Source organism: Gemmatimonadota bacterium, assembly GCA_026702745.1.
Lineage (GTDB): Bacteria > JAAXHH01 > JAAXHH01 > JAAXHH01 > JAAXHH01 > JAAXHH01.
The window spans coordinates 15,871-37,034 of the sequence record JAPPBT010000073.1; the positions used below are offsets into that span (position 1 = coordinate 15,871).

Sequence of the window (21,164 nt, forward strand, 5' to 3'; positions counted from 1 at the left end):
ATCGGGTCGCGCGTACAGAGACGGATACATGAACAGTATCGTGGTTTTCAGCGGCTCTTCCCATCCCGCGCTGTCGGAAGAGGTATGCCACTATCTGAACGTACCGCTGAGAGCCAGTACCCTGACGCGATTCAGCAACGACTGCCTCCAGGTCCAGTTGAATGCGAACTGCCGGGAAGGCGACGTCTACATCATCCAACCGCTGGGTCCTCCGGTGCAGGAGAACCTGGTTGAACTGCTGTTGATGCTGGATGCCGCCCGCGGGGCGTCGGCGGCACGCACCACCGCCGTGCTGCCCTATTACTCCTACTCGAGATCCGATAAGAAGGATGCTCCCCGCATATCGATCGCCGGTCGCCTGGTCGCCGATCTGCTGGGAACGGCCGGCGCCAATCGCATACTCACCCTGCAAATGCACCAACCGCAGGTTCACGGTTTTTTCAGTATACCGGTGGATCATCTGAATGCGATCAAGGTACTGGCGCAGCACTTCCAGCAGCGGGATCTGAGCAATACGGTGGTGGTTTCTCCGGACCTGGGCAACGCAAAGTACGCGGCCCATTTCGCACGGCAGTTGATGCTGCCGGTGGCGGCGGGCAACAAGCGCCGCATCTCGGACGATAAAGTCGTAATCGACATGATCGTGGGGGACGTTTCCGGCAAGAACGCGATTATCATGGACGATGAGATCGCAACCGGCGGCAGCATTTTCGAATTGATCCAACGGCTGGAAGAACGCAAGGTACAGCGGGTCTCTGTCGTATGTACGCACGGCGTATTCAGCGGCGGGGCCATAGAACGGTTCAGAGAATGTTCCCGGATCGAAGAAATCGTCACGACGAACACCGTACCCATCGGTGAAGACAAGCGGCTTCCCCACATGGTCATCCTTTCCGTCGCTTCGCTCCTGGCGGAGACGATTCGAAGGATCCACAACGGAGAATCGGTGAGCAGCCTGTTTGCCGATACGATGTAACATACCGCCGGGAGGGCTGCTCCTGACCGGGCCGTATGACGCAGGACGACTTTTGTAAACCAAACGCGGGACCAACCCGATTCATGGAGGAAGAGGATGGACAAGTTAAAGCGACGCGAGTTTCTAAAGACGGCATCCACGGCCGGACTGGCCGGTGGGGCCGCACTGATGGCGGGTTGCGGGTCCGGGCAGGAGAGCAGCGGCCCCGCCATCCGTACGGACAGGACCTATGAGTGGAAAATGGTCACCACCTGGACACCGAATCTGCCCATACTTCAGGAGAGTGCGCGACTCCTTTCCCAATGGGTGGAGGAAATGTCCGAGGGGAGGATGAAGATCACGGTGTATGCGGGCGGCGAGTTGATCCCTGCCCTCGAGGGATTCGAAGCAGTCAGCCAGGGTGTGGCGGAAATGGGACACGGCGCTGCGTACTACTGGGCGGGGAAGGCGCCCGCCACGCAGTTCTTCTCTTCGGTGCCCTTCGGGATGAACGCGCAACAGGTCACCGCCTGGCTCTACAGCGGCGGCGGGCTGGAACTATGGGAGGAAATCTACGCGCCTTTCAATCTGATCCCCATGCCCGCGGGCAATACCGGCTTCCAGATGGGAGGCTGGTTCAGGAAGGAAATCAACACCGCCGACGACCTCCAGGGACTGAAGATGCGGATACCGGGCCTGGGGGGCGACGTGATCAAGCGGGCGGGCGGTTCGGCCATACTGTCGCCCGTCGGAGAGATCTACACCAACCTCGAACGCGGCGTCATCGACGCGACCGAGTGGATCGGTCCGTACCACGATTATCTCATGGGCTTCTACCGGGCGGCCCAGTACTACTACTATCCGGGTTGGCATGAGCCGGGCACCGTGACCGAACTGATGGTCAACAAGAGCGCTTTCGAGGAACTGCCGGCCTATCTGCAGACGGTGATCCGGACCGCGGCAGCCCGTTCGACCCACTGGGTGCTGTCCGAATTCGACGCCCGGAACAACGAGTACCTTCAGAAGCTGGTCAATGAAGAAGGGGTGCAGCTCAGGCGCTTTCCGGATTCAGTGCTCACTACCCTCAAGGGATACTCGGAAGAAGTCATCGCCCAGTTGATCGAAACGGACGAAGACAGCAGACGGGTGTATGAGTCCTTCACATCATTCCGGAACACGGTTTCCGGATGGACGGACCTGGGAGAGAAGATCTACTACTCGGGCGCCATGGGGTAGGGCGGCAGGGCGTAAAGCGTTATCCGTCGAAAACGCCTTCGATCCGGGCGATCCAGCTCGTCATTGCGTCGCAGTACAGCAGGTCGGCTCCGCAACGCGCCAGGCCGTGCGGTTCAGGATGTTCCGGGCCGATATGGATTTCGTCGCGCACGTCGCCGGTCTCGACGTCCATCTTCGCGATGATACGGTCCACCTTGAATACCATCCACAGGGCGTCGTCAGCGGTCCTTACGACACCGTGGCCGGCGTCGTAAGGCAGCGGAATGACGCGCTTAACCGACCAGTCCGGGATACGGACCTGCGTGAGCGTCTTCTCCTGGAGCGTGCTCAGCCAGATCGTGCCGGTTTCCACGAAGTCGTAGTCCAGGCCGTGGGTGCCGCCGGGTGCGGGAAGCGGCCGGCGCAGCAGGGTAGCACCGGTAAGCGGATCGACCTTGAGGATCTCGCCCTTCCCGGGCGGCGCGTCGGTCTCCCTCGAATATCGCCACCGTTCGCCCGGGCCGTTCGCGGCCAGCCACAGCCCGCCTTCACCATAAGACATCCCGCTCGTGTTGGAGGATTCCGTCGGCAGTTCGCGCAGTATCCTGCTGGCTCCGTACTCGTGGGGAGCTTCCAGGGCGAGGAGCGCGATGCGATCGGTGAACTGATCGACAACCCACAGGCCTTCATCGGTGACCTGCAGGCCATTGGGCGCACTGTAGGGCGTCCGCATGTACCGGGTGATCCTGGGGTTCATGCCTCTTTCCGATCCTTGAGACGGGTCCAGCCCCTGCCGGGATTGTAGGGCTTCGCCTCGTGGTATCGATCACGAAGTTCCCTGAAGGCTTCCGGCGTCGTGACCTCCCGCTCAGGATGATTCGAATCCCGGATCACGAAGTCGGCTTCGCTCGGATAGCAGGCCATGGTGACCGGGTCCCGTTCCGGCGTGTAGGTCTCCGGGTCCTCCGCCGAGTTGTTCGGCGCGTCCATGGACTGGTACCTCAGGTCGATACTCCAGCGCACGATCCCGGAACGGTTCACGAAGGAGGCGTGGGGGGTCAGATTGGTCATGAAAAGGACGTCGCCCCGTTTCATCTCCAGGGGAATGGGTTGATTCTCCGGCAATTCGTCCCCGGGGATCTCCAGATAGCCGCCGTGCCCGCCGGTGTAATGCCGGAACACGCCATCCTTGTGGACCCCGGGAATCACGTACAGGCAGCCGTTTTCCACCGTCGTGTCGACCAGTGGGATCCAGCAGGTCACGATCAGGTGGCGGTCGCAGTGGGGAAGAAAATACCCGGAGTCCTGGTGCCAGGGCACTTCCGTCCGCGCATGTCCCGGAAGCTTCGGGCGGATACGATAGGCGGAGGCGCCCACAATGTCCGGTCCGATCAGGTCTGAAACACAGTCTACCAGGTCCGGATTCCGCAACAACTCCAGCATGGCCTCGCCGTTGAACTGACCACCGCCCCGGCCCATGATCATCCCCAGGACGGCCTCGCCGGCTTCTTCGGACTCCTTGTAGATACGCGCCAGACGGGTCTCGAAACCTTCTCCCGCGTAGGGACTGGCCAGTCTCCCTTCGCCGTGCAAACGGCGCGCGCCTGTGTCCACGATGTCGCTCAGGGCGAGTATCAACGGCCGCAGCGCGGCTTCGGAGAGCACCCCGGTTTTGACCAGGTATCCCCGATGATCGAATTGCGCGGTTTCCGCCTTAGTAAAACCCATAGTTCGTCTCTCTTCTTCCCTTGTCGGCGCCCGACGTGCTTAGATTTCCCCGTGGCGGCATTCCGGCCGGGCCGGCCGCGCCAACCAGGCTGGCCAGGCTGACCAGGCGGACCAGGCGGACCAGGCTGGCCGCCCTGACCAGGCGGGCCATGCTGACCGTCAGATGCGCAGCATGTCCGATACGTCCAGCTCGGTCTTCGGCTGGTGGGGTTTCATGAAACGCATGATCTCTTCCGACGTGGACAGGTCCAGCGCCTCCCGGGTAATGGTCTTTAGCTCCTGGTAGTCCGCCGATCGGATCAGGCTCTTGATCTCGGGGATGTCGATAGGGCTCATGCTGAGCTCGTCTACGCCGAGACCGAGCAGTATGCAGGCCGCCAGGGGATGGGCGGCCATGGCGCCGCACACGCCCACCCAGATATCGTTGTCGTGCGCGGCGTCGATCACCGACGCGACCAGGCGGAGCACGGCCGGGTGGCACGGATTGTACAGGGAGGCGATGCTCGGATTGCCCCGGTCGGCCGCAACGGTATACTGGATCAGGTCGTTCGTGCCGATGCTGAAGAAGTCCACTTCCTTTGCCAGGTCGTGAGCCGTCAGTGCGGCCGAAGGGATTTCGACCATGATGCCGATCGACATCGACGGGTCGACAGGCACTCCGTCCTCCAGCAGTTCATTCCGCGCCTCTTCAAAAAGCGCCTTCGCTCTCCGGAGTTCCTGCACTCCCGATATCATGGGGAACATGATACTCACATTGCCCTCAACACCGGCCCTCAGAATGGCGCGCAACTGTACCTTGAACATTTCCGGCCGGTCAAGACAGAGCCGGATGCCCCGCTGGCCCAGGGCGGGATTGGCTTCGTCCGGCATCTGCTTCGGCATTTTGTCCGCCCCGAGGTCCACCGTACGTATGATCACGTGATTCGGCGCCATGCGCCTCGCGATGCGCTGATACGTCCGGGCCTGTTCCTCTTCGGAAGGCAATTCGTTGCCTACCAGGTAGAGGAATTCGGTACGGTAAAGGCCGATGCCGTCGGCACCGTGGTTCAGGACGTCTTCCAGTTCAGCCGGCAGTTCGATATTGGCCGACAGCTCGATGCGCCTTCCGTCCCGCGTCTCCGCGGGCAGGTCGTGGAGTTCCTGCAACTCATGTTCCAGCACCGACAACTGGGACTTCGTTTCCCTGTACCGCCCGATCGTGTCGGCATCCGGATCGAGATGGACCATCCCGCTGTTGCCGTCGATGATGATCATCATGCCGTCCGATATGGCCTGGGTGGCGATGTGGGTCCCCACCACCGCCGGCACGGCCAGACCGCGGGCGACGATCGCCGTGTGCGACGTCTGGCCACCGGCATCGGTGATGAAGCCGCAGACCGATTCCCGGTCTATTTCCGCGGTATCCGAAGGGGACAGACTGTGCGCCACGAGCACGATTTCCCCGTCTACGGCCTCGATCCCGGTTTGCGCGCTGCCGGTGAGCTTCGCCAGCACCCGGTAATGCACGTCTTCGAAATCGGCGGTCCGTTCCCGGAAGAATGGATTCTCTATCGAGGAGTAATTGGCGATCCATCCTCGCATTACATCGTCGAAGATATACTCCGCGTTGGTCAGCTCACGCCGGATGCGCACGATGGTAACATCCACCACTTCCGGATCTTCGAGTACGGCCTGGTGCGCGCGGAAGATCTTCCCGACGTCCTGGTCGAAATCCACCGCGATGCGGCGCTGCAACCGGGTCAGGTCGTCCAACGCCTCGTCGACGGCGGACCGGAACCGTTGGATTTCCGCCTCTACACCGTCGGCGGGGATCGGACGCTGGTGAACGGCGGCGAAGCGTCGGTTATAGACAAAGGCGCGTCCAATGGCGATGCCCGGCGATGCCGGTATGCCTTTCAGAACGCGGCGCTCCTCGCTCATACTATGGCTCCTGATCCTTGTCGAACATGTCGGTGATGGCCTTTAGGGCATCCGTTTCGTCCGGTCCTTCGATCTCCACCGTTATTGCACTTCCGTGCTCGGCAGCCAGCATCATGACTCCCAGGATGCTTTTGCCATTCACCGGCATGTCGTCCTTGACCAGCGTCACTTCCGACTTGAACCTGGACGCCGTGCGAACCAGTTGCTCGGCGGGTCGCATGTGCAACCCCTTCCTGTTCTTTACGGAAACGGTTTTCCTTACCAAGTCGCTGCCCGATCCATTCAGACCTGCGTGACATGCTTCTACTCGTAGTCTTCCCTGCGATACCGGACCTTCTCGCCTTCCTTCATGACCTCCAGCACCCGCTGATTCAATATCGACGCCGGGTTGATCCCGACGACTTTCAGGAGATGCCTTAGCGCGACGACCTCGGAAATGACCGTCAGGTTCTTGCCCGGGTTGATGGGAATCCGAACATAGGGCAGTTCCGCGTCGAGCAACGTCGTGGTCTTCTCATCGAGCGCCGTCCGTTCGTATTCTCCGTCGCTGTTCCAGTCCTCCAGGTTTACGACGACTTCGATCCGCTTGCGCACGCGGATGCTGCGTATGCCGAACATGCTGGTGACGTCGATAATGCCCACGCCGCGAATTTCCATGTAATGCTGCGTGATCGTGTTGCTCGTCCCCATGATGACACCGCGCCGCATCCGGTAAGCCGTAACCACGTCGTCCGCCACCAGCCGGTGGCCCCGTTCCACCAGGTCCAGGGCCGTTTCGCTTTTGCCGATTCCACTGCGTCCCGTGAACAGGAGACCCACGCCGTACACGTCGACCAGGGCGCCGTGCACGGTCGTCATCGGCGCGAAGTAAGGTTCCAGGTATTCGATCAGGGACTGCGCGAAGGCATCCGTCGTAAGTGAAGTGCCCAGGACAGCGGTATCGAATCGTTCGGCGGTTTCGGTCAGTTCCCGCGGTGGATCCATGCCCTTCGTAATCACCATGCAGGGAAAGCCCAGGTTGAACAGCCGGTCCAGTGACGCACGCCGCTGGTCCGCGGGCAGACTCTTCAGGTAGGTTAATTCGGTCTCTCCCAGGATCTGAATCCGGTTGCTGGAAAATCGCTCGACAAAACCCGCCAGTGCGAGTCCGGGCCGGTTCGTCTCCGCGTTCGCTATCTTCCTGGACAGTCCCGTTTCACCCGTCAGCGGGGACAGTTTCAGGTCGACCTGCTCTACCAGGTTCTTGATCAGCAGGACGCGCGGTTTCAGGGGCGTTATCGTGGCCATCGTTCGTTTCAGTGACGCCGGGTTCTGTGATCGTGCAACTTGCCATTGTGCTTTTTCAACTGGCTTTCCATCTTGTTAACCGCCTGATCCAGAGCCGTGTAGGCTTCGGCGTTTTCCTCTTTGCTGGTAAGGACGTGCCCTTCGACGTGCACGTTCAGTTCAACCATGAACCGGTATTTTTCCTGTGAGACGATAAGGTCCGCACTCAGGATGTTGTCGCTGTATCTGTTCAAACGGTCGATCTCTCTGTCCGCATGCTCCTTGTATGCTTCCGCCAGTTCGCAGTGTCGGGCCGTCATGGATTTCTGCACGTTCGCCTCCCTTCGCCGTATGGCCGATCGGGTCAGATCTTTCTGCGCATTCGCGCAATGGGTATTCCCAGGTTCTCGCGGTACTTCGCCACCGTCCGCCGCTTGATCTGCACACCTTCCTCCGTGCGGAGAATCTCCTCTATCGCCTGGTCGCTCAGCGGCGCGCGCGCGTCTTCTTCCTCGATGATCCGCGCGATGCGGTCTTTGACCGTCTTGGTCGCCAATTGGCCCGCCGCGGCTTCACCGGCCTCCTCGTCCGTCTTTTTCTTCAACCGCCCGTCGAAGAAGAACCTCAACGCGAAAATGCCCCGGGGCGTCTGTACGTATTTGCCCTGTGTGGCCCGGCTGACGGTCGTTACATGCAGGCCCACCTCGTCGGCCACTTCCTGCAGAATCATCGGCTTGAGACCGGACAGGCCCGTGTCCAGGAACTCGCGTTGGGTCCTGACGATGCAGTTCGTCACCTTCAACAGAGTGGACCGCCGCTGTTCGATGGAGTTGACGAAGTGGTTCGCTTCAGTCAGCTTGCGCCTCACGTAACGCCGGTCTTCTTCCGAGGACTGCGCATTCCGGTTCAGGATGGCCTGGTAGGCATGGCTGACGCGCACCATGGGCAGGTTGCGATCGTTGAGGTAGACGAGGTATTCGCCGTCCACTTTCTCGACGATCAGATCAGGATGTATGGCGATAACGGATGAATCGCTGACGGCCAGCCCCGGATGGGGATTGAGGCCGGCGATCATATTCAAAGCATCTCCGATCTCCTGCTCGGACGCCCTGATCTTCTTTCGAATCGAAGCGATGCGCCGCAACTTGACGTCGCGCCAGTGTTCCGATATCAACCGGTATGCAAGCGAATCGCTCAAGTTCAACGCTTCCAGTTGAAGCATGAGACTCTCTCGCAGGTCCCGTGCGCCGACGCCGGTAGGCTCGAGGGTCTGTACGACCTTCAGCACCCGTTCCGCCTCGTCGAACGGCACGCTCGATTCCAGTGCCAGGTCCAGCAGCGGCACGTCGAGGAGACCGCTGTCGTTCAGGTTTCCGATCAGGTATTCGCCGATTTCACGGTCCCGGATGGACAGATCGAGAAGCCGCAGCTGCTCGACCAGGTACTCGGTGAGCGTCGTATCCGACTTTCCCTCGCGTTCCAGGATGTGCTGATCTTCCCTCTTTTCGGTCTCCTCACGGGCATCCATCTGGTTGTGCATGCCGTACTGTATATAAGCATCCCAATCGATGCTGTCCCGAACGGACGCGGGGTTCTCCGACGGTGGGTCTTCCGTGGGGTCCGACGCCGCCTCACCCGTCTCTTCCTCGAGTTCCAGCAGCGGATTCTCCTCGATTTTCTCCTTGATCTCCTGCTCGAGTTCCAGTGTAGTGAACTGCAGCAGCTTGAGCGAATACATCAACTGGGGAGAAAACTGCTGCCTGGTCTGGGGCTGAAGTTGAAATTCCATGGGCGTGCCTTCCGGTTACTCCAGGCGGAACCGTTCGCCGAGGTAGATTCGGCGCGCTTCGGGGTCTTCGGCCAGGTCTTTGGCCGTACCCGATATATAGATCCGGCCGTCGGCCATGATATAGGACCGGTCCGTGATCTGCAACGTTTCCCGTACCATGTGATCCGTGACCAGGATGCCCAGTTTTCGTTCCTTGAGGCGTCCGATGAGTCTCTGAATGTCCTCCACGGCAATAGGATCGATACCGGCGAAGGGCTCATCGAGCAGGATGAACTTCGGTTCGGACACCAGGGCGCGGCTGATCTCCGTTCTTCGCCGCTCGCCGCCCGAGAGGGTATAGGCTTTGTGCTTGGCCAGATGGGCGATACCGAAATCCTCCAGCAGATCCTCCATCCGCCGACGCCTGTCTTTGCGGGACATGGGCAAGGTCTGGAGAATGGACATCAGGTTCTGTTCCACCGTCATCCTGCGGAAGATCGACGGCTCCTGGGCTAGATATCCAATCCCCACCCGGGCCCTGCGGTACATCGGCCACCGCGTAATGTTTCGGCTCACCCCGGTTTCCCGGTCATCGATGAGCACCCGTCCGGCCCCGGGTTTGATCATGCCGACGATCATATAGAACGAGGTGGTCTTCCCAGCCCCATTGGGCCCGAGCAGTCCGACCACCTCGCCCTGGTCTACACGCAGGCTTACATCGTCGACGACCCGGTGATTCTGGTAGGATTTCACCAGGTTCTCAGCTCGCAGGCACTGCACGGATCCTCCGCTTCATCGAATTTCGTCTTCGTCTTCCGGGTTGAGATAGGAGCCGTCCACGCCGCCGTCCGCGTTCACCTTGACCGGTTCGCCTTCATTCAGTTCGATCACGATTTCCTTTGCCCGGACCACGTTGTGGCCGGTCGGGCCACTTTCAAGCGCAGACGGATTGTAGGTACTCACCGCGTTCCCTTGCGCGGTGATCATCCTCACCGATTCGCCCTTGAAGTCCACGACCATGCTGCGGCCTTCAATGGTGCTGCGGCCCGCCTGATCAGCCTGGTCGGCCTGGTCCACCTGGGCGGCCTGATCCGCCCGGTCGTTCGCTTGATCCTCCACGACGTCGTCCGACCGGTTCGACAGATCTTCCGCCAGGTCCGATCCTTCCATCTCTTCCGCGGTATAGGTGCCCTTGGCGTTGCCCGTAACCAGGGCGCGAGCAACCTCGCCGTCCTCCATTTCGAGGATGATCTCATCCCCGGTGATCTCGCTGTGGACGCTCCGAATCACCGGATTGCCCAGGAGATCGATCTGCTGGCCTTCGCTGTCGTAGCGCAGCGTATCGCAAATCCCCTCCAGCGTTCCCTTCACGACGCTGACCGAATCGAACACGTCGGCGGTCCGGTCTTCGAAGGCGTAGGTCATGCCTTTCCCGGTCGCCACGATCTCGCCCTCATCGCCTTCCAGCCGCTTGACCAGCTGTGGCTCCCCGCTGAACCGAGCGCTGTCCGTCGCCTTGAAATACTCCGCGTGTTCACAGTAGATGGTCACACCTTCGCCCTCGTCAACCACGATAACGGATTCCTCGGCCAGCGCTTTCAGCAGGGAGTTGGTTTCGGTGAAGTAGTACTCCAGACGAAAGCCCTCGATGTTGATCCTGCTTTCGTTCTGCCGCCAGGTCATGTTCGGCTTGCCCGTCGCCACTGCGCGATGGGGATCCTGGGTGAATACCATGCGACTGCCCGTCAGCACTACGCCGTCCAACGCGTCGTCGAGCCTCACCTGCCCCGCTCCGATAGCCCGCTGGTCCTGTTCATAGTACACCGCGGCGTCGGCGGTGAGCGTGGTGGTCCCGCGGATCATGCGTACGTTTCCATAAAGATGTACGATACCTTTCAATCGATCATAGTTCACCCGGTCACTCGTCAGCACAGTATCTCCGTGCTTGAGCCGCACAGACTCCGCCAGGTCGAAAACCTCGTCGACACCGGTAGCCCGGAAGCTGCCCGCTTCCTCGATTTGCACCGGCTCACGGCGCTCCTGGCCACTTGCCCGAGTTGCGGAAAGCACGATGAAACAGCAGACCGTAATCAACCATCTAACGGACCCTGTACCACGATACAATATACCGAAATTTCCGTTGAACGTCAAGGATGCGTGCCCCCCGTGACGGCGGTCGAAGTGCTGCTCTGCGAAGGGGTCATTGCGGTTGTGCATCCGGCAGAAAACGGCCTTTGATGTTGCGCCGGATGATATATCCGCGCATGCCCGGATCGGCCTCAAACCCATCGCCCGCAATGACATCCGTGTCCCCGGTCAATCGTACGGCGGCATCCGTTACAATGAGATTCGCCGCGTTCAACCAGGTCAGGGAATCGGTTTCCAGGGTGCCCCGTTCCGAACTGTGGACCGTTACGCCGCCCCGGACGCGCAGGTCGTGGGTCTGTCCGTCGATCTCGCCCCACTCCGCTTCGAGCGTAGAGGCCAGGCTGCCGTCTTCTTCAAAGAACTCGACGTAGATGCCCTCATCAATGACCGTGACGTTGGTTTCCGAGAAATAAAGGCGGTGCCCGGCCCGGATCGTGGCTTCCTGCCTGCCATCCCGGCTCAGGTAAATAGTCGTGTTCCACGCTTCCTGGTCCGGCAGTGCATCCTTAGCGCCTTCTTCCGGAACCGGCGGATCGACGGGTTGGCATGCGGCCGGGAACAGGACAGCCACAAACAGGACGAAGGCCATGACCTGGTGCCACGGCCGGATGCGAGCGTGCATTATGTATGCGCTGAGATTCAGGCGGGGCGTAACACGCGGATTGCGGGTAGGCGGCATGACTGATAATACCCGATTTCATCGGTCCCGGCAAGATCAAGTTGGAACGTTGGCGCAGCGCCAGGCCTATTTGGACGCCTTGTCAGTTCGCCATGGCAGCAGTGTCAAGCCTCCTTGGACGCCTTGTCAGTTCGCCATGGCAGCAGTGTCAAACCTCCTTTGACGCCTTCCAGCGATCGTGCATCCATACCCACTGCGCCGGTGCTTTCCTGATGAACCGTTCCAGTTCTCCGGTATACGCCCTCGTCGTGGCTTCCACGTCTTCCGGCGACCGTCCGGCGGGCCGGATCGGCGGACGGACCGTCACGAGATGCGTGTCGTCCGGCAGACGGTGAATGGCCATGGGCACGATGGGCGCGCCCGTCCGGTCCGCCAGCACCGCGGGTCCGGTGGGGGTCCGGGCGGGGTGTCCGAAGAAGGGTACGGCGATGCCGGCGCCCCTGGTATCCTGGTCCACAAGCAGTCCCACGACATGCCCCTTTCTAAGCGCGCGAAGGATGGCGGTGGTGGCCCGGTCGCGGGGAACCACTTCCAGTCCGCTCCGCACCCGGTTCTCCAGCAGGAGAGCATCCAGCCTGGCGTCGTAAAGAGGGGCCGCCACAACAGTTACCGCGAATCCCTTGAGCGCCAGGAACGCGCCCATCAGCTCGAAATTGCCCAGGTGGGCGCTTACCGCAACTACGCCCTTCCCCGCGCGATAGGCCGATTCAAGGTGGGACAGGCCATCGGCCCTGACCAGGCCGTCTACATTCTCCGCCGTGAACCGGGGCAGCCGGGCGACATCCACGACGTTCCGTCCCAGCTCCCGGAAGACGGTCCGGCCCAGACGCCTGATCTGCCTGCGCGACTGCGCTTCGCCGTATGCCAGTGTCAGATTGGAAAGGGCAAGGCGCCTGGGACCGCGGGCGGACAGGTACGCCAGTCCGCCGATCCATCCGCCGACGGACAAAGCCCGTTGCCTCGGCAATGCGTTCAACAGACCGATGAGCGCGCGCACCGCCTGATAGATCGCGGCATTTCGCATGCGCTTGATCAGAGTGGCCACGAGTGTACTCGCTTGGAGGTCAATCCGCCGCGCTAAGGCTAAGGCCGCACGACTTCGTCGATCGCCTTGAGGCTTTCCAGCAGAGGTTCCAGTCGGTCGAGCGGCAACATGCTCGCGGCGTCGCACAGTGCCTCGGAAACCCGGGGATGGGTTTCGATGAATACCGCCTCGCATCCCGCGGCCACCGCGGCGCGGGCGAGGGGTTCGATGAATTCGGGCGTGCCGCCGCTCGTGTCGCTGCTCGGACGGCCGTACAGCCTCACCACGTGGGTGGCATCGAACACCACGGGGTATCCCGTCCGGCGCATGATGGCCAGCGACCGCATGTCGGCGACCAGGTCGTGGTACCCGAAGGAGACGCCGCGTTCGGTCAGGAGGATGTTCCGGTTGCCCGCGCTTTCGATCTTGGAGACGACCGACGCCACGTCTTCCGGCGCCAGGAACTGTCCCTTCTTCACGTTGACGGGTTTTCCGGTCCGCGCCAGGGCCAGGGTGAGCTCCGTCTGCATGGACAGGTGCGCGGGAAGCTGCAGAACGTCCAGGACCTCCGCGGCCTCGTCGACCTCCTGCAACGTGTGAACGTCCGAGAGTACAGGCACGCCCAGGTCTCGAACTTTCCGGAGCACGCGCAACCCCTCGCGCAGTCCGGGTCCCGCGTAATAGGCGGCCGAAGAGCGGTTTGCCTTTGCATAGGATGACTTGAACACGAGGGGGATGTCCAGTCGTCCGGTTGCCGCAACCAGGCGTTCCGCGGTCTCCATGACCACGGCCTCGCTCTCGATCACGCACGGCCCCGCGATCAGCGCCAGCGGCCGTCCCCCGCCTATGGCCACGTCTCCTACGGCGACTTTTTTCACGGCGACTTCATTCACGACGCAACTTCCTCCGCGGCCAGCCTGCGTTCCGCCTTTACCAGGTCCTCGGGTACGTCGACGCCGAGGGGGGCGTAGTCGGTTTGCCGCACGGTGATGCGGTAACCGTTTTCCAGGGCTCGCAGCTGTTCCAGCCGCTCGATCCGTTCCAGGGGCGTCGGTTCAAGCCCGGCGAAGGTGAGCAGGAACGCCCTTCGGTACCCGTAGAGACCCACGGTGTTGTAGTACCGGTGTTCGCGCAGAATTGCTCCGTCCGGCCGCTCCCCCGGCCAGGGCAGCGGCGAGCGGGAGAAGTACAGCGCCAGACCCTGTTCGTCGAAGACCACCTTGCCCATGTGGGGATTGAGCAGGTCCTCCGTCCTGGTGATCCGGTGGGCGAGGGTCGTCATGGGCAGGTCCGGATCGTCGACCAGGGGTTGCACCACCGTTTCGATGGCTTCGGGCGTGATCAGCGGCTCGTCTCCCTGGATGTTGACGACAACGTCCGTATCCATCTCCCGAACGGCCGCGGCCAGCCGGTCCGTACCGCTCGGGTGATCCGGCGCGGTCATGATCGGCTCACCGCCGAACCCCCGGACCGCGTCCGCTATGCGCCGGTCGTCGGTTACGACGAACAGATCGGTGAGGCACCGCGCCCGGCTGGACCGCTCGTAGGTGTGCTGTATCATCGGTTTCCCCCGCAAGGGCGCCAGCGCCTTGCCGGGGAAACGCGTCGAAGCGAAGCGGGCCGGTATGAGACCCGTGATTCTCAGGTTATCGGATCCCATATCGTCTTCAGATTACCTTGGGCACCGTGAAATGGCCGCGATCGGACGCAGGCGCGTTCCGTAACGCTTCTTCCTGGCTTAGCGACGCTCCGGCTTCGTCGTCGCGGTAGACGTTCTTCAGCCGCAGCACGTGGGAAGTCGGACCAACGGCCGTCGTGTCGAGCGTATTGAGCTTCTCCATGTATGCGAGGATGGCATTCAACTGATCCACCAGCTGTTCCCGTTCTTCTTCCGAGAACTTCAGGTGGGCCAGTGCCGCGACATGGTCGACGTCCTTGACGGTTACCGTCATGGTTAACCCCTTCGCATGCGCCGGATCAACCGGCGCTTATCCCATGATTTCTTCATATCGACTTACCGTTATATCGGTTTATCATTATATCATTTCCAGGGCGGCGTATTTCACGATCACCTTCTTGGTCGTATCCGAGAAGCGTATCGTCGCCCGCAGGTCGTCCCCGCTTCCCGCGACCTGGATGATGCGTCCCTTGCCCCAGATGGGGTGTTTGACGTCCTGTCCCTGGGATATCCGCACCCGGCCCATGGGCGTCTGTACCATCCGGGGGGACGTAATGTCATCTTCGAACGGAGGCGCTGAGGTCTTTTCTTCCTGTGGCCACGACGACCGCGAATAAAACCGGCTGGTGCTTTCCCGGGAAACCAGGTCGTCGGGGATCTCGTCGATGAATCGGGACCGCAGGGAGGTCTGCGTTCCCCCGTACCTGCGCCGCAAATTGGCGTGAGTGAGGAATAGTTGTTCCCGGGCGCGCGTGATGCCCACGTAACAAAGCCGTCGCTCTTCCTCCAGGTCGGTGGGGCTTTCCATGGCGCGCGAAATGGGGAAAAGGCCGTCTTCCATGCCCGTGATGAAGACGATGGGGAACTCCAGGCCCTTGGCGTTATGCAAGGTCATGAGCGTGACGCAGTCCACGGATTCGTCCCACCGGTCGATATCGGTTACCAGGGCCACTTCCTCCAGGAAATCTTCCAGTCCCGAGACCGGCTGTCCCTCCTCCGGTCGCTCGGTCGCCTCTTCGAGGGCAGCCATCAACTCGTTCACGTTCTGGACCCGGGTCTCGGCCTCCACGTTTTTCGCGGCCTCCAGCTCCAGTGCCCTCAGGTAGCCGGTCTTTTCGAGCACACGCCTGGCCGCCTCCGCGCCCGATATCTCCGCCAGGCGCGACCTGAGACGCAGCAGAAACTCTCCGAGTTCCACGGCGGCGCGGTGCGCTTTGCCCGAGATACCCGCCTCGCTGGCATGGTACAGCGCTTCCAGGTAGTCCATACTGCGCTCGACGGCCAGTTGCTCGACGCGGGACACGCTGACGGCGCCGATGCCCCTGGCGGGGGTGTTGACCATGCGGCGGAAGCTGATGGCGTCCCGGCCATTGACCAGGATTTTCAGATAGGCCAGGACGTCCTTGACTTCCTTCCGTTCGAAGAACCGGACGCCGCCGACGATCACGTAAGGCAGGCCGGCGCGGCGCAACTCGTCCTCCAGCGTGCGCGACTGCGCGTTGGTTCGGTATAGGAGGGTGAAATCCCTCAGCACACGGCCGGATCCGTTGCGCATCTCCTGGATCTTCCGGGAGATCCACCGGGCTTCGTCCCGGTCGTCCATGGTCTCGACCAGGCCGATCTTCTCCCCGCCGGGGTTGTCTGTCCACAGCTCCTTGCCCTTGCGGCCCTTGTTGTTCCGGATGACTTCGTTGCCCGCCTTCAGGATCAGCCGGGTGGAGCGATAGTTCTGTTCAAGTCGGACGACCCGCGCCTCGGGATAGTCCTTTTCGAACTCGAGGATGTTGCGGATGTCCGCGCCGCGCCAGGCGTAGATGGACTGGTCGTCGTCCCCCACCACGCACAGGTTCCGGTATTTGCGCGCCAACCGGTTGATCCATTCGTACTGGGCGCGGTTGGTATCCTGGTATTCGTCCACCAGGATGTACTGGAATCGTTCCTGGTACCGGTTGAGCAGATCCGGATGCGTCCCGAATCCTAACGCCAGCCGCATGATGAGATCGTCGAAATCCAGGGCGTTACAGTCTTCCAGGGCATGCTGGTACGTCTCATAAACCCGTGACACCACCTGCTGTTCGAAGTAATCCGTGTGTTGCGCCTTGTATTCGGCGGGCGATAAAAGCTGATCCTTGGCTCCGCTGATAAAGCTGCGGACCGCCTCGGGGGAATACCGCTTGTCGGAGATCTCCAGGTCCTTCATCACCCGACGGATGAGGGCCAGTTGATCTTCGCCGTCGTAGATCACGAAATCGCGGCGGAAGCCCAGGGTCTCCGCCTCACGGCGCAGTATTCGGGCCGAGAGGGAATGAAAGGTGCCCACCCACTGGGGGACGTCGCCCTGTCCGAGCATCCGGTCGATCCGGTCCTTCATCTCGGCGGCCGCCTTGTTGGTAAACGTGACGGCCAGAATGTGATAGGGGTCGATGCCGAGATGTTCAACGAGGTAGGCGATCCGGTAGGTCAACACCCGGGTCTTGCCGCTTCCGGCGCCGGCAAGCACAAGCAACGGCCCATCGACATAGGACGCGGCCTTTACTTGAGCGGAATTCAGTTCGCCAGCGAGGTTCATTCACCGTTCCCAAACGGCCAAGAGAGAAGGACAGTCCACGCGGAATTCAGCCAGCTTCATCCATCTGGAAATTTCGGTGAGCAGGGCGATACCATAATACACGGCCAAAATCGGTCCTGTCAATATAATCATGTCCCGGTTAACGACCGCCGAAGCGCGTCCGAGCCAAAGTTTCGTTGAATATTCGGGGCAGTCGGATATATTATGGCGGATCGATTCCAACCCGTTTGTCCGGAGCATGTAACGCGGGATCACTGCTGATGCTGGATTGCCTGACGGATCGTGGAAACCTGCCCGCTGACGCGGCGGCCTTCGAGCACGCCCTGGCCTGCGCGTCGGACAGTCCGTTCGGCCCGTTGGGGACGCGCTTCGCGGCAGGGAAACCGATCTACGTCGTCCGGGCGCCCGCGCGGCTGGACTGCATGGGCGGCATCGCGGACTACAGTGGTTCGCTGGTCTGCGAGATGACCCTCGACCGAGCCGTGGTGATGGGCATTCAGTCCCGGGACGACCGGAAGGTGGTCGTGCACAGCGCCGGCGTGGACGAACTGGGCCTTTCTCCGGACGTTACACTGGCGCTCGACGACCTGGCGCCGGGTCCGGGCATCGTGGATTATGATACGGTAAAACAGCTTTTCTCCAGCACACCGGAATCCGCCTGGGCGGCCTACGTTGCAGGGGCTTTCACCGTGCTACAGGGCGAAGGGCATATGGATCGATTCCCCCACGGCGCCACGATCGTGCTGGGGAGTAACATACCGCTCCGGGTAGGCGCGTCCTCGTCGGCCGCGCTGGAAATCGCAACCATGCATGGCCTGAACCTGCTCTACGGGATCAACCTGGACGGGATGACGCTGGCCGTCCTTTCCCAGAAGGTGGAGAACCACGTGGTCGGCGCGGCCTGCGGCATCATGGACCAGGTCACCTGCGCGATGGGAACCCGCGGCCGCCTGCTATCCCTGCTCTGCCAGCCCCACACCATGAAGGAACAGATTCCGATTCCAGACGGGTTGCAGTTTATCGGCATCAACTCCGGCATCCGCCGCGAAATCAAGGGCGCACGGTATACGAACAGCAGAATCGGCGCGTTCATGGGCCTGGCGATCCTGCGGGATCAGCTGCGGTCCGGCAACGGAGTCGCCGCCCATCTCCGCCCTGGATACCTGTGCAACCTGTCCACGTCCGAATATGTGCGTTCCTGCCGGTCCCTGCTGCCATCGACTATCTCGGGCCGGGCATTCATGCGGCGTTACGGAACCACGCCCGATCCCGTGACGGCCGTCGACCCGGAGGTGGTGTACAAGGTGCGCAGCCGCGTGGAACATCCAGTTTACGAACACCGCAGGGTGACCGACTTCACCGAGTACATCCGGCTGTCAGGGTCTTCTGAAAAACCGGCGCTCCTCGAGCGGGCGGGCAGGCTGATGTACGCCTCGGACTGGAGCTACACGCACCGTTGCGGGCTCGGGTCCACCGAAACGGCCTGGATCGTTCGGGAAATAAGGAAACTGGGGATGAAATCCGGATTCTACGGCGCCAAAATCACGGGAGGCGGAGCAGGCGGGACAGTCGCCGTCGCGGGAAACGACCGCATGTTCGACCACCTCGGTCCTCTGCTGGAACGTTACGGCGAAGCGACGGGGATCGAGGCCGAAGTTTTAACCGGAACTTCGCCTGGCGCCCTCGAGTTCGGGCACCGCATTTATCGCAGAACCTGAGCTTTCAAGGCGGATTCGAAGGAGTCATACCGGGTTGAAACGAATACGAAAGGCGGTCATCCCCCTGGCGGGACACGGGTTGCGCATGTTGCCGGCGACCCGCGCCGTGCGCAAGGCACTCTTCCCCATCGTGGACGCCCGGGGACGGGTATGCCCCGTGCTTCAACTGATCGTGGAGGAAGCGGTCAACGCGGGCATCGAAGAAATCGGCCTGGTGATCGCGCCGGAAGACGAGGCCATGATCCGCGCCTACTTCTCGCGGCTGCCCGGTCCGTTGAAGTCCGCGGTCGGGCATCGTGAGGACCTGCTCGCCGCGGCCGAATTCCCCGGTGAGTTTTCGGATAAGGTGACATTGATCTTGCAGGATCGTCCACTGGGATTCGGCGATGCGGTTCTCCGCGCGAAGACCTGGGTCGGCGGCGACCCGGTCCTGGTCATGCTCGGCGACCACCTGTACCTCAGCGGGGAGGACCGGTGCTGCGCGCGTCAGTTGCTGGACGCCTTCACGGAACTGCAGGCGCCGGTTTCGGGCGTGATCCGAAAATCCGTCGACGGCATACACCGCTTCGGGACGGTTTCGGGCCGTCCCGTGCCCCGGTGGAACGGTCTCTACGAACTGGACACCGTGGTGGAAAAGCCCGATCCGGGCCTGGCGCGGGAACGGCTGCGCGTGGTGGGCGTTCCGGCCGACACCTACCTCTGCTGGTTCGGCCTGCACGCCATGACGTCCGGTATCTTCGATTGCCTGGCGCGGATGGAAAGAGACAGCATCACGGAAGGCGGCGAACTGCAGCTGACCGGGGCACAGGCCATGCTGTCGGCTCAACGGGCGTACTTCGCCCTCGAAATCAACGGCGAACACTTCGACACGGGTTCGCCGGAAGGGTATGTGGAGGCCGTGGCGGCCTTCGCCGGCCAAACCGGCATAACCAACACCGGCATAACCAACACCGGCATAACCAACAACTGAAAGGGAAACCGATACCATGTCAGAACAGCAAGCACCATCGCGGGAAACCCTCGAATCCCTGCTCATTCCGAGTACGGCCACGCTGACCTCCGTACTCACGGAATACGGCCTGTACAACACGTTCATGCAGGACGTCGCGCCCCTGGCCCCCGACATGCGCATAGCCGGCCCCGCCTTTACCCTACGGTACATACCCGGCCGGGAAGACATCACGCACGTGCCCGTGGACAACCATACGGACATACAGCGGATCGGTATCGAAAGCATCGGGCGGGGCGAGGTGCTCGTGATCGACGCGCGGGGCGACATCCGGGCCGGCGTCATGGGCGACATCCTCGCCACGCGGATTCTGCAGCGCGGCGCCGCGGGAGTGGTGAGCGACGGCGCGTTCCGGGATACCCCGGCCATCGTCGAATCCGGGCTCGCCGCGTATGCGAAGGCCATGAACGCCCACAACAGCAAGAGCGTGCACTACCCGAGCGATATACAGCGTCCCATCGCCTGCGGCGGCGTAGCCGTGTTCCCCGGGGACATTATCGTGGGCGATGCGGAGGGCGTCGTGGTGATCCCGAGACATCTTGCCGAAGAAGTGGCGGTAAAGGCCGTGGCGCAGGAGGACCGCGAAGTCTTCATCCTGCAGAAGATCCAGCAGGGCGCCAGCATCATCGGCGTATACCCGCCCGATGAAAAAACCCTGGCCGAATATGAGGCGTGGAAGGCGAAAAAGGGCTGACCCTTCATTCGGTGGCCAGGTCCGCCATGCGCTGAAAGACCACCACCGCCAGCAGTCTCTCCTCGGTGTGCAGGGTTCTGTTCCGGCCTTCCGTTTCCAGGTCCGCCAGGACCCTGTACGCCAGTTCGATGTCGTTCGGCCCAGCCGCGGGTCCTTCCGCCGGTTCCTCATGATCGGCTGCAAAGCCCGGGCGGTCCGGGCCGGCAGCGCGGTCCGAGTGGCCCGGGCGGTCCGGGCGAGTCGAGCCATCCTCCTGATCGGGACGCGCTTCCGCAACGACGTCCCGGGCAACCTCCACGAGCCGCTGCAGCATCTCACCGGTCTGTTGACGCTCGAACGCGCTCATGGCGCGGTCGACGGCGGCTGTGAAACGGTCCCTCGCTTCTCTTTCGACACGCGACCAGCCGCCCAGTTGCCGGCGGACGGACCGGAAAATCCGCACCGTCGCCCGGTCCTGGTCCATTTCGCCGGACTGGAGTAACCGGTACAGCAGATCCGGTGCGCCGAGGAGATGCCCCGCCGACATGACCAGCACACCTCGCTCGAGGCTGGTTTCGCTGGTCCGTATGAGGTCCTGAAGCCGTCCCAGGATGCCGGTATTGCCCATCCTGGCCAGCGTCTCAAGGGTGGACTGGACGATCGCGGGGTCCTGCTCATGCTCGAGCAGGGCTTCCAGCGCGGTTTCCGCGCGCCGGTCCCCGATTCGATCCAGGGCGAGCACGGCACTTCTTCGGATGCCAGGTCGATCGTCGTGCAGCAGAGTCACCAGGATATTGAGACTGAGCGACGACGG

Annotated in this window: 22 protein-coding genes; 5 read left to right on the top strand and 17 right to left on the bottom strand. The window is 61.9% G+C overall.

The genetic code is table 11. The features are described 5' to 3' along the window. Positions 1–28: 28 nt before the first annotated feature. Positions 29–976, top strand: a complete 948-nt coding sequence (locus tag OXH56_12700; GenBank protein ID MCY3556166.1) for a ribose-phosphate pyrophosphokinase — start codon at positions 29–31, stop codon at positions 974–976. Between the two features lie 96 nt (positions 977–1,072). Then, complete coding sequence (locus OXH56_12705; protein MCY3556167.1) at positions 1,073–2,191, top strand: TRAP transporter substrate-binding protein; 1,119 nt, start codon at positions 1,073–1,075, stop codon at positions 2,189–2,191. A gap of 19 nt (positions 2,192–2,210) precedes the next feature. Here the strand turns inward: OXH56_12705 and OXH56_12710 are convergent, their stop codons facing one another. The 16 genes from OXH56_12710 to OXH56_12785 all read right to left on the bottom strand — a co-directional run bounded on the left by OXH56_12710 (position 2,211) and on the right by OXH56_12785 (position 16,950). Next, entirely contained in the window at positions 2,211–2,927 is a 717-nt protein-coding gene (locus tag OXH56_12710) for a hypothetical protein (GenBank protein MCY3556168.1), read from the bottom strand. Continuing rightward, positions 2,924–3,898 (bottom strand): phytanoyl-CoA dioxygenase family protein, encoded by a 975-nt coding sequence (locus OXH56_12715; GenBank protein MCY3556169.1) that lies wholly within the window; start codon positions 3,896–3,898, stop codon positions 2,924–2,926. The genes OXH56_12710 and OXH56_12715 overlap by 4 nt, the downstream gene beginning before the upstream one ends. Then, complete coding sequence (locus tag OXH56_12720) at positions 3,885–4,049, bottom strand: hypothetical protein (GenBank protein ID MCY3556170.1); 165 nt, start codon at positions 4,047–4,049, stop codon at positions 3,885–3,887. The genes OXH56_12715 and OXH56_12720 overlap by 14 nt, the downstream gene beginning before the upstream one ends. A gap of 8 nt (positions 4,050–4,057) precedes the next feature. Beyond that, positions 4,058–5,818 (bottom strand): phosphoenolpyruvate--protein phosphotransferase, encoded by a 1,761-nt coding sequence (ptsP, locus tag OXH56_12725; GenBank protein MCY3556171.1) that lies wholly within the window; start codon positions 5,816–5,818, stop codon positions 4,058–4,060. Position 5,819: 1 nt separating this feature from the next. Further along, on the bottom strand, positions 5,820–6,083 hold the full coding sequence (locus OXH56_12730) for an HPr family phosphocarrier protein (protein ID MCY3556172.1): 264 nt from the start codon (positions 6,081–6,083) through the stop codon (positions 5,820–5,822). 38 nt (positions 6,084–6,121) lie between these two features. Beyond that, positions 6,122–7,105, bottom strand: coding sequence for an HPr(Ser) kinase/phosphatase (gene hprK / locus OXH56_12735; protein MCY3556173.1), 984 nt, complete (start codon positions 7,103–7,105; stop codon positions 6,122–6,124). A gap of 8 nt (positions 7,106–7,113) precedes the next feature. Continuing rightward, positions 7,114–7,416, bottom strand: a complete 303-nt coding sequence (raiA, locus tag OXH56_12740) for a ribosome-associated translation inhibitor RaiA (GenBank protein MCY3556174.1) — start codon at positions 7,414–7,416, stop codon at positions 7,114–7,116. A 32-nt stretch (positions 7,417–7,448) separates the two neighbouring features. Then, the gene (gene rpoN / locus OXH56_12745; protein MCY3556175.1) at positions 7,449–8,873 is read right to left on the bottom strand and encodes an RNA polymerase factor sigma-54; all 1,425 of its coding nucleotides are present in this window, start codon (positions 8,871–8,873) and stop codon (positions 7,449–7,451) included. 15 nt (positions 8,874–8,888) lie between these two features. Beyond that, on the bottom strand, positions 8,889–9,632 hold the full coding sequence (lptB, locus tag OXH56_12750; GenBank protein ID MCY3556176.1) for an LPS export ABC transporter ATP-binding protein: 744 nt from the start codon (positions 9,630–9,632) through the stop codon (positions 8,889–8,891). A 12-nt stretch (positions 9,633–9,644) separates the two neighbouring features. Continuing rightward, positions 9,645–10,877 carry a hypothetical protein gene (locus OXH56_12755; protein ID MCY3556177.1) on the bottom strand — a complete coding sequence of 411 codons (1,233 nt, stop codon included), beginning with the start codon at positions 10,875–10,877 and terminating at the stop codon, positions 9,645–9,647. 175 nt (positions 10,878–11,052) lie between these two features. Next, positions 11,053–11,622 (bottom strand): LPS export ABC transporter periplasmic protein LptC, encoded by a 570-nt coding sequence (gene lptC / locus OXH56_12760; GenBank protein ID MCY3556178.1) that lies wholly within the window; start codon positions 11,620–11,622, stop codon positions 11,053–11,055. A gap of 205 nt (positions 11,623–11,827) precedes the next feature. Beyond that, positions 11,828–12,724 (bottom strand): lysophospholipid acyltransferase family protein, encoded by an 897-nt coding sequence (locus OXH56_12765; protein ID MCY3556179.1) that lies wholly within the window; start codon positions 12,722–12,724, stop codon positions 11,828–11,830. Between the two features lie 38 nt (positions 12,725–12,762). Next, entirely contained in the window at positions 12,763–13,581 is an 819-nt protein-coding gene (gene kdsA, locus OXH56_12770; protein ID MCY3556180.1) for a 3-deoxy-8-phosphooctulonate synthase, read from the bottom strand. Positions 13,582–13,592: 11 nt separating this feature from the next. After that, the gene (gene kdsB / locus OXH56_12775) at positions 13,593–14,348 is read right to left on the bottom strand and encodes a 3-deoxy-manno-octulosonate cytidylyltransferase (protein MCY3556181.1); all 756 of its coding nucleotides are present in this window, start codon (positions 14,346–14,348) and stop codon (positions 13,593–13,595) included. A 22-nt stretch (positions 14,349–14,370) separates the two neighbouring features. After that, positions 14,371–14,655: an Asp-tRNA(Asn)/Glu-tRNA(Gln) amidotransferase subunit GatC gene (gatC, locus tag OXH56_12780; protein MCY3556182.1), complete on the bottom strand. Its 285-nt coding sequence runs from the start codon at positions 14,653–14,655 to the stop codon at positions 14,371–14,373. 84 nt (positions 14,656–14,739) lie between these two features. Further along, positions 14,740–16,950 (bottom strand): UvrD-helicase domain-containing protein, encoded by a 2,211-nt coding sequence (locus OXH56_12785; GenBank protein MCY3556183.1) that lies wholly within the window; start codon positions 16,948–16,950, stop codon positions 14,740–14,742. Positions 16,951–17,210: 260 nt separating this feature from the next. Between OXH56_12785 and OXH56_12790 the strand changes: the two genes are divergently transcribed. From OXH56_12790 to OXH56_12800, 3 genes are read left to right on the top strand one after another with little or no spacing between them, the layout of a single operon-like run. Then, on the top strand, positions 17,211–18,668 hold the full coding sequence (locus OXH56_12790) for a GHMP kinase (GenBank protein ID MCY3556184.1): 1,458 nt from the start codon (positions 17,211–17,213) through the stop codon (positions 18,666–18,668). A 34-nt stretch (positions 18,669–18,702) separates the two neighbouring features. Then, positions 18,703–19,638, top strand: a complete 936-nt coding sequence (locus OXH56_12795; GenBank protein ID MCY3556185.1) for a sugar phosphate nucleotidyltransferase — start codon at positions 18,703–18,705, stop codon at positions 19,636–19,638. A 16-nt stretch (positions 19,639–19,654) separates the two neighbouring features. Then, complete coding sequence (locus OXH56_12800) at positions 19,655–20,371, top strand: ribonuclease activity regulator RraA (protein ID MCY3556186.1); 717 nt, start codon at positions 19,655–19,657, stop codon at positions 20,369–20,371. Between the two features lie 4 nt (positions 20,372–20,375). Here OXH56_12800 and OXH56_12805 read toward each other — a convergent pair. Beyond that, on the bottom strand, positions 20,376–21,164 hold a 789-nt coding region (locus tag OXH56_12805; GenBank protein ID MCY3556187.1), incomplete at its 5' end, for a HEAT repeat domain-containing protein.

Bases quoted from the DNA above. Each gene is read 5' to 3' on its own strand.
- OXH56_12700 (MCY3556166.1), top strand. From the start codon at position 29: ATGAACAGTATCGTGGTTTTCAGCGGCTCTTCCCATCCCGCGCTGTCG.
- OXH56_12705 (MCY3556167.1), top strand. From the start codon at position 1,073: ATGGACAAGTTAAAGCGACGCGAGTTTCTAAAGACGGCATCCACGGCC.
- OXH56_12710 (MCY3556168.1), bottom strand. From the start codon at position 2,927: ATGAACCCCAGGATCACCCGGTACATGCGGACGCCCTACAGTGCGCCC.
- OXH56_12715 (MCY3556169.1), bottom strand. From the start codon at position 3,898: ATGGGTTTTACTAAGGCGGAAACCGCGCAATTCGATCATCGGGGATAC.
- OXH56_12720 (MCY3556170.1), bottom strand. From the start codon at position 4,049: ATGGCCCGCCTGGTCAGGGCGGCCAGCCTGGTCCGCCTGGTCCGCCTG.
- ptsP (MCY3556171.1), bottom strand. From the start codon at position 5,818: ATGAGCGAGGAGCGCCGCGTTCTGAAAGGCATACCGGCATCGCCGGGC.
- hprK (MCY3556173.1), bottom strand. From the start codon at position 7,105: ATGGCCACGATAACGCCCCTGAAACCGCGCGTCCTGCTGATCAAGAAC.
- rpoN (MCY3556175.1), bottom strand. From the start codon at position 8,873: ATGGAATTTCAACTTCAGCCCCAGACCAGGCAGCAGTTTTCTCCCCAG.
- lptC (MCY3556178.1), bottom strand. From the start codon at position 11,622: ATGCACGCTCGCATCCGGCCGTGGCACCAGGTCATGGCCTTCGTCCTG.
- gatC (MCY3556182.1), bottom strand. From the start codon at position 14,655: ATGACGGTAACCGTCAAGGACGTCGACCATGTCGCGGCACTGGCCCAC.
- OXH56_12785 (MCY3556183.1), bottom strand. From the start codon at position 16,950: ATGAACCTCGCTGGCGAACTGAATTCCGCTCAAGTAAAGGCCGCGTCC.
- OXH56_12790 (MCY3556184.1), top strand. From the start codon at position 17,211: ATGCTGGATTGCCTGACGGATCGTGGAAACCTGCCCGCTGACGCGGCG.
- OXH56_12800 (MCY3556186.1), top strand. From the start codon at position 19,655: ATGTCAGAACAGCAAGCACCATCGCGGGAAACCCTCGAATCCCTGCTC.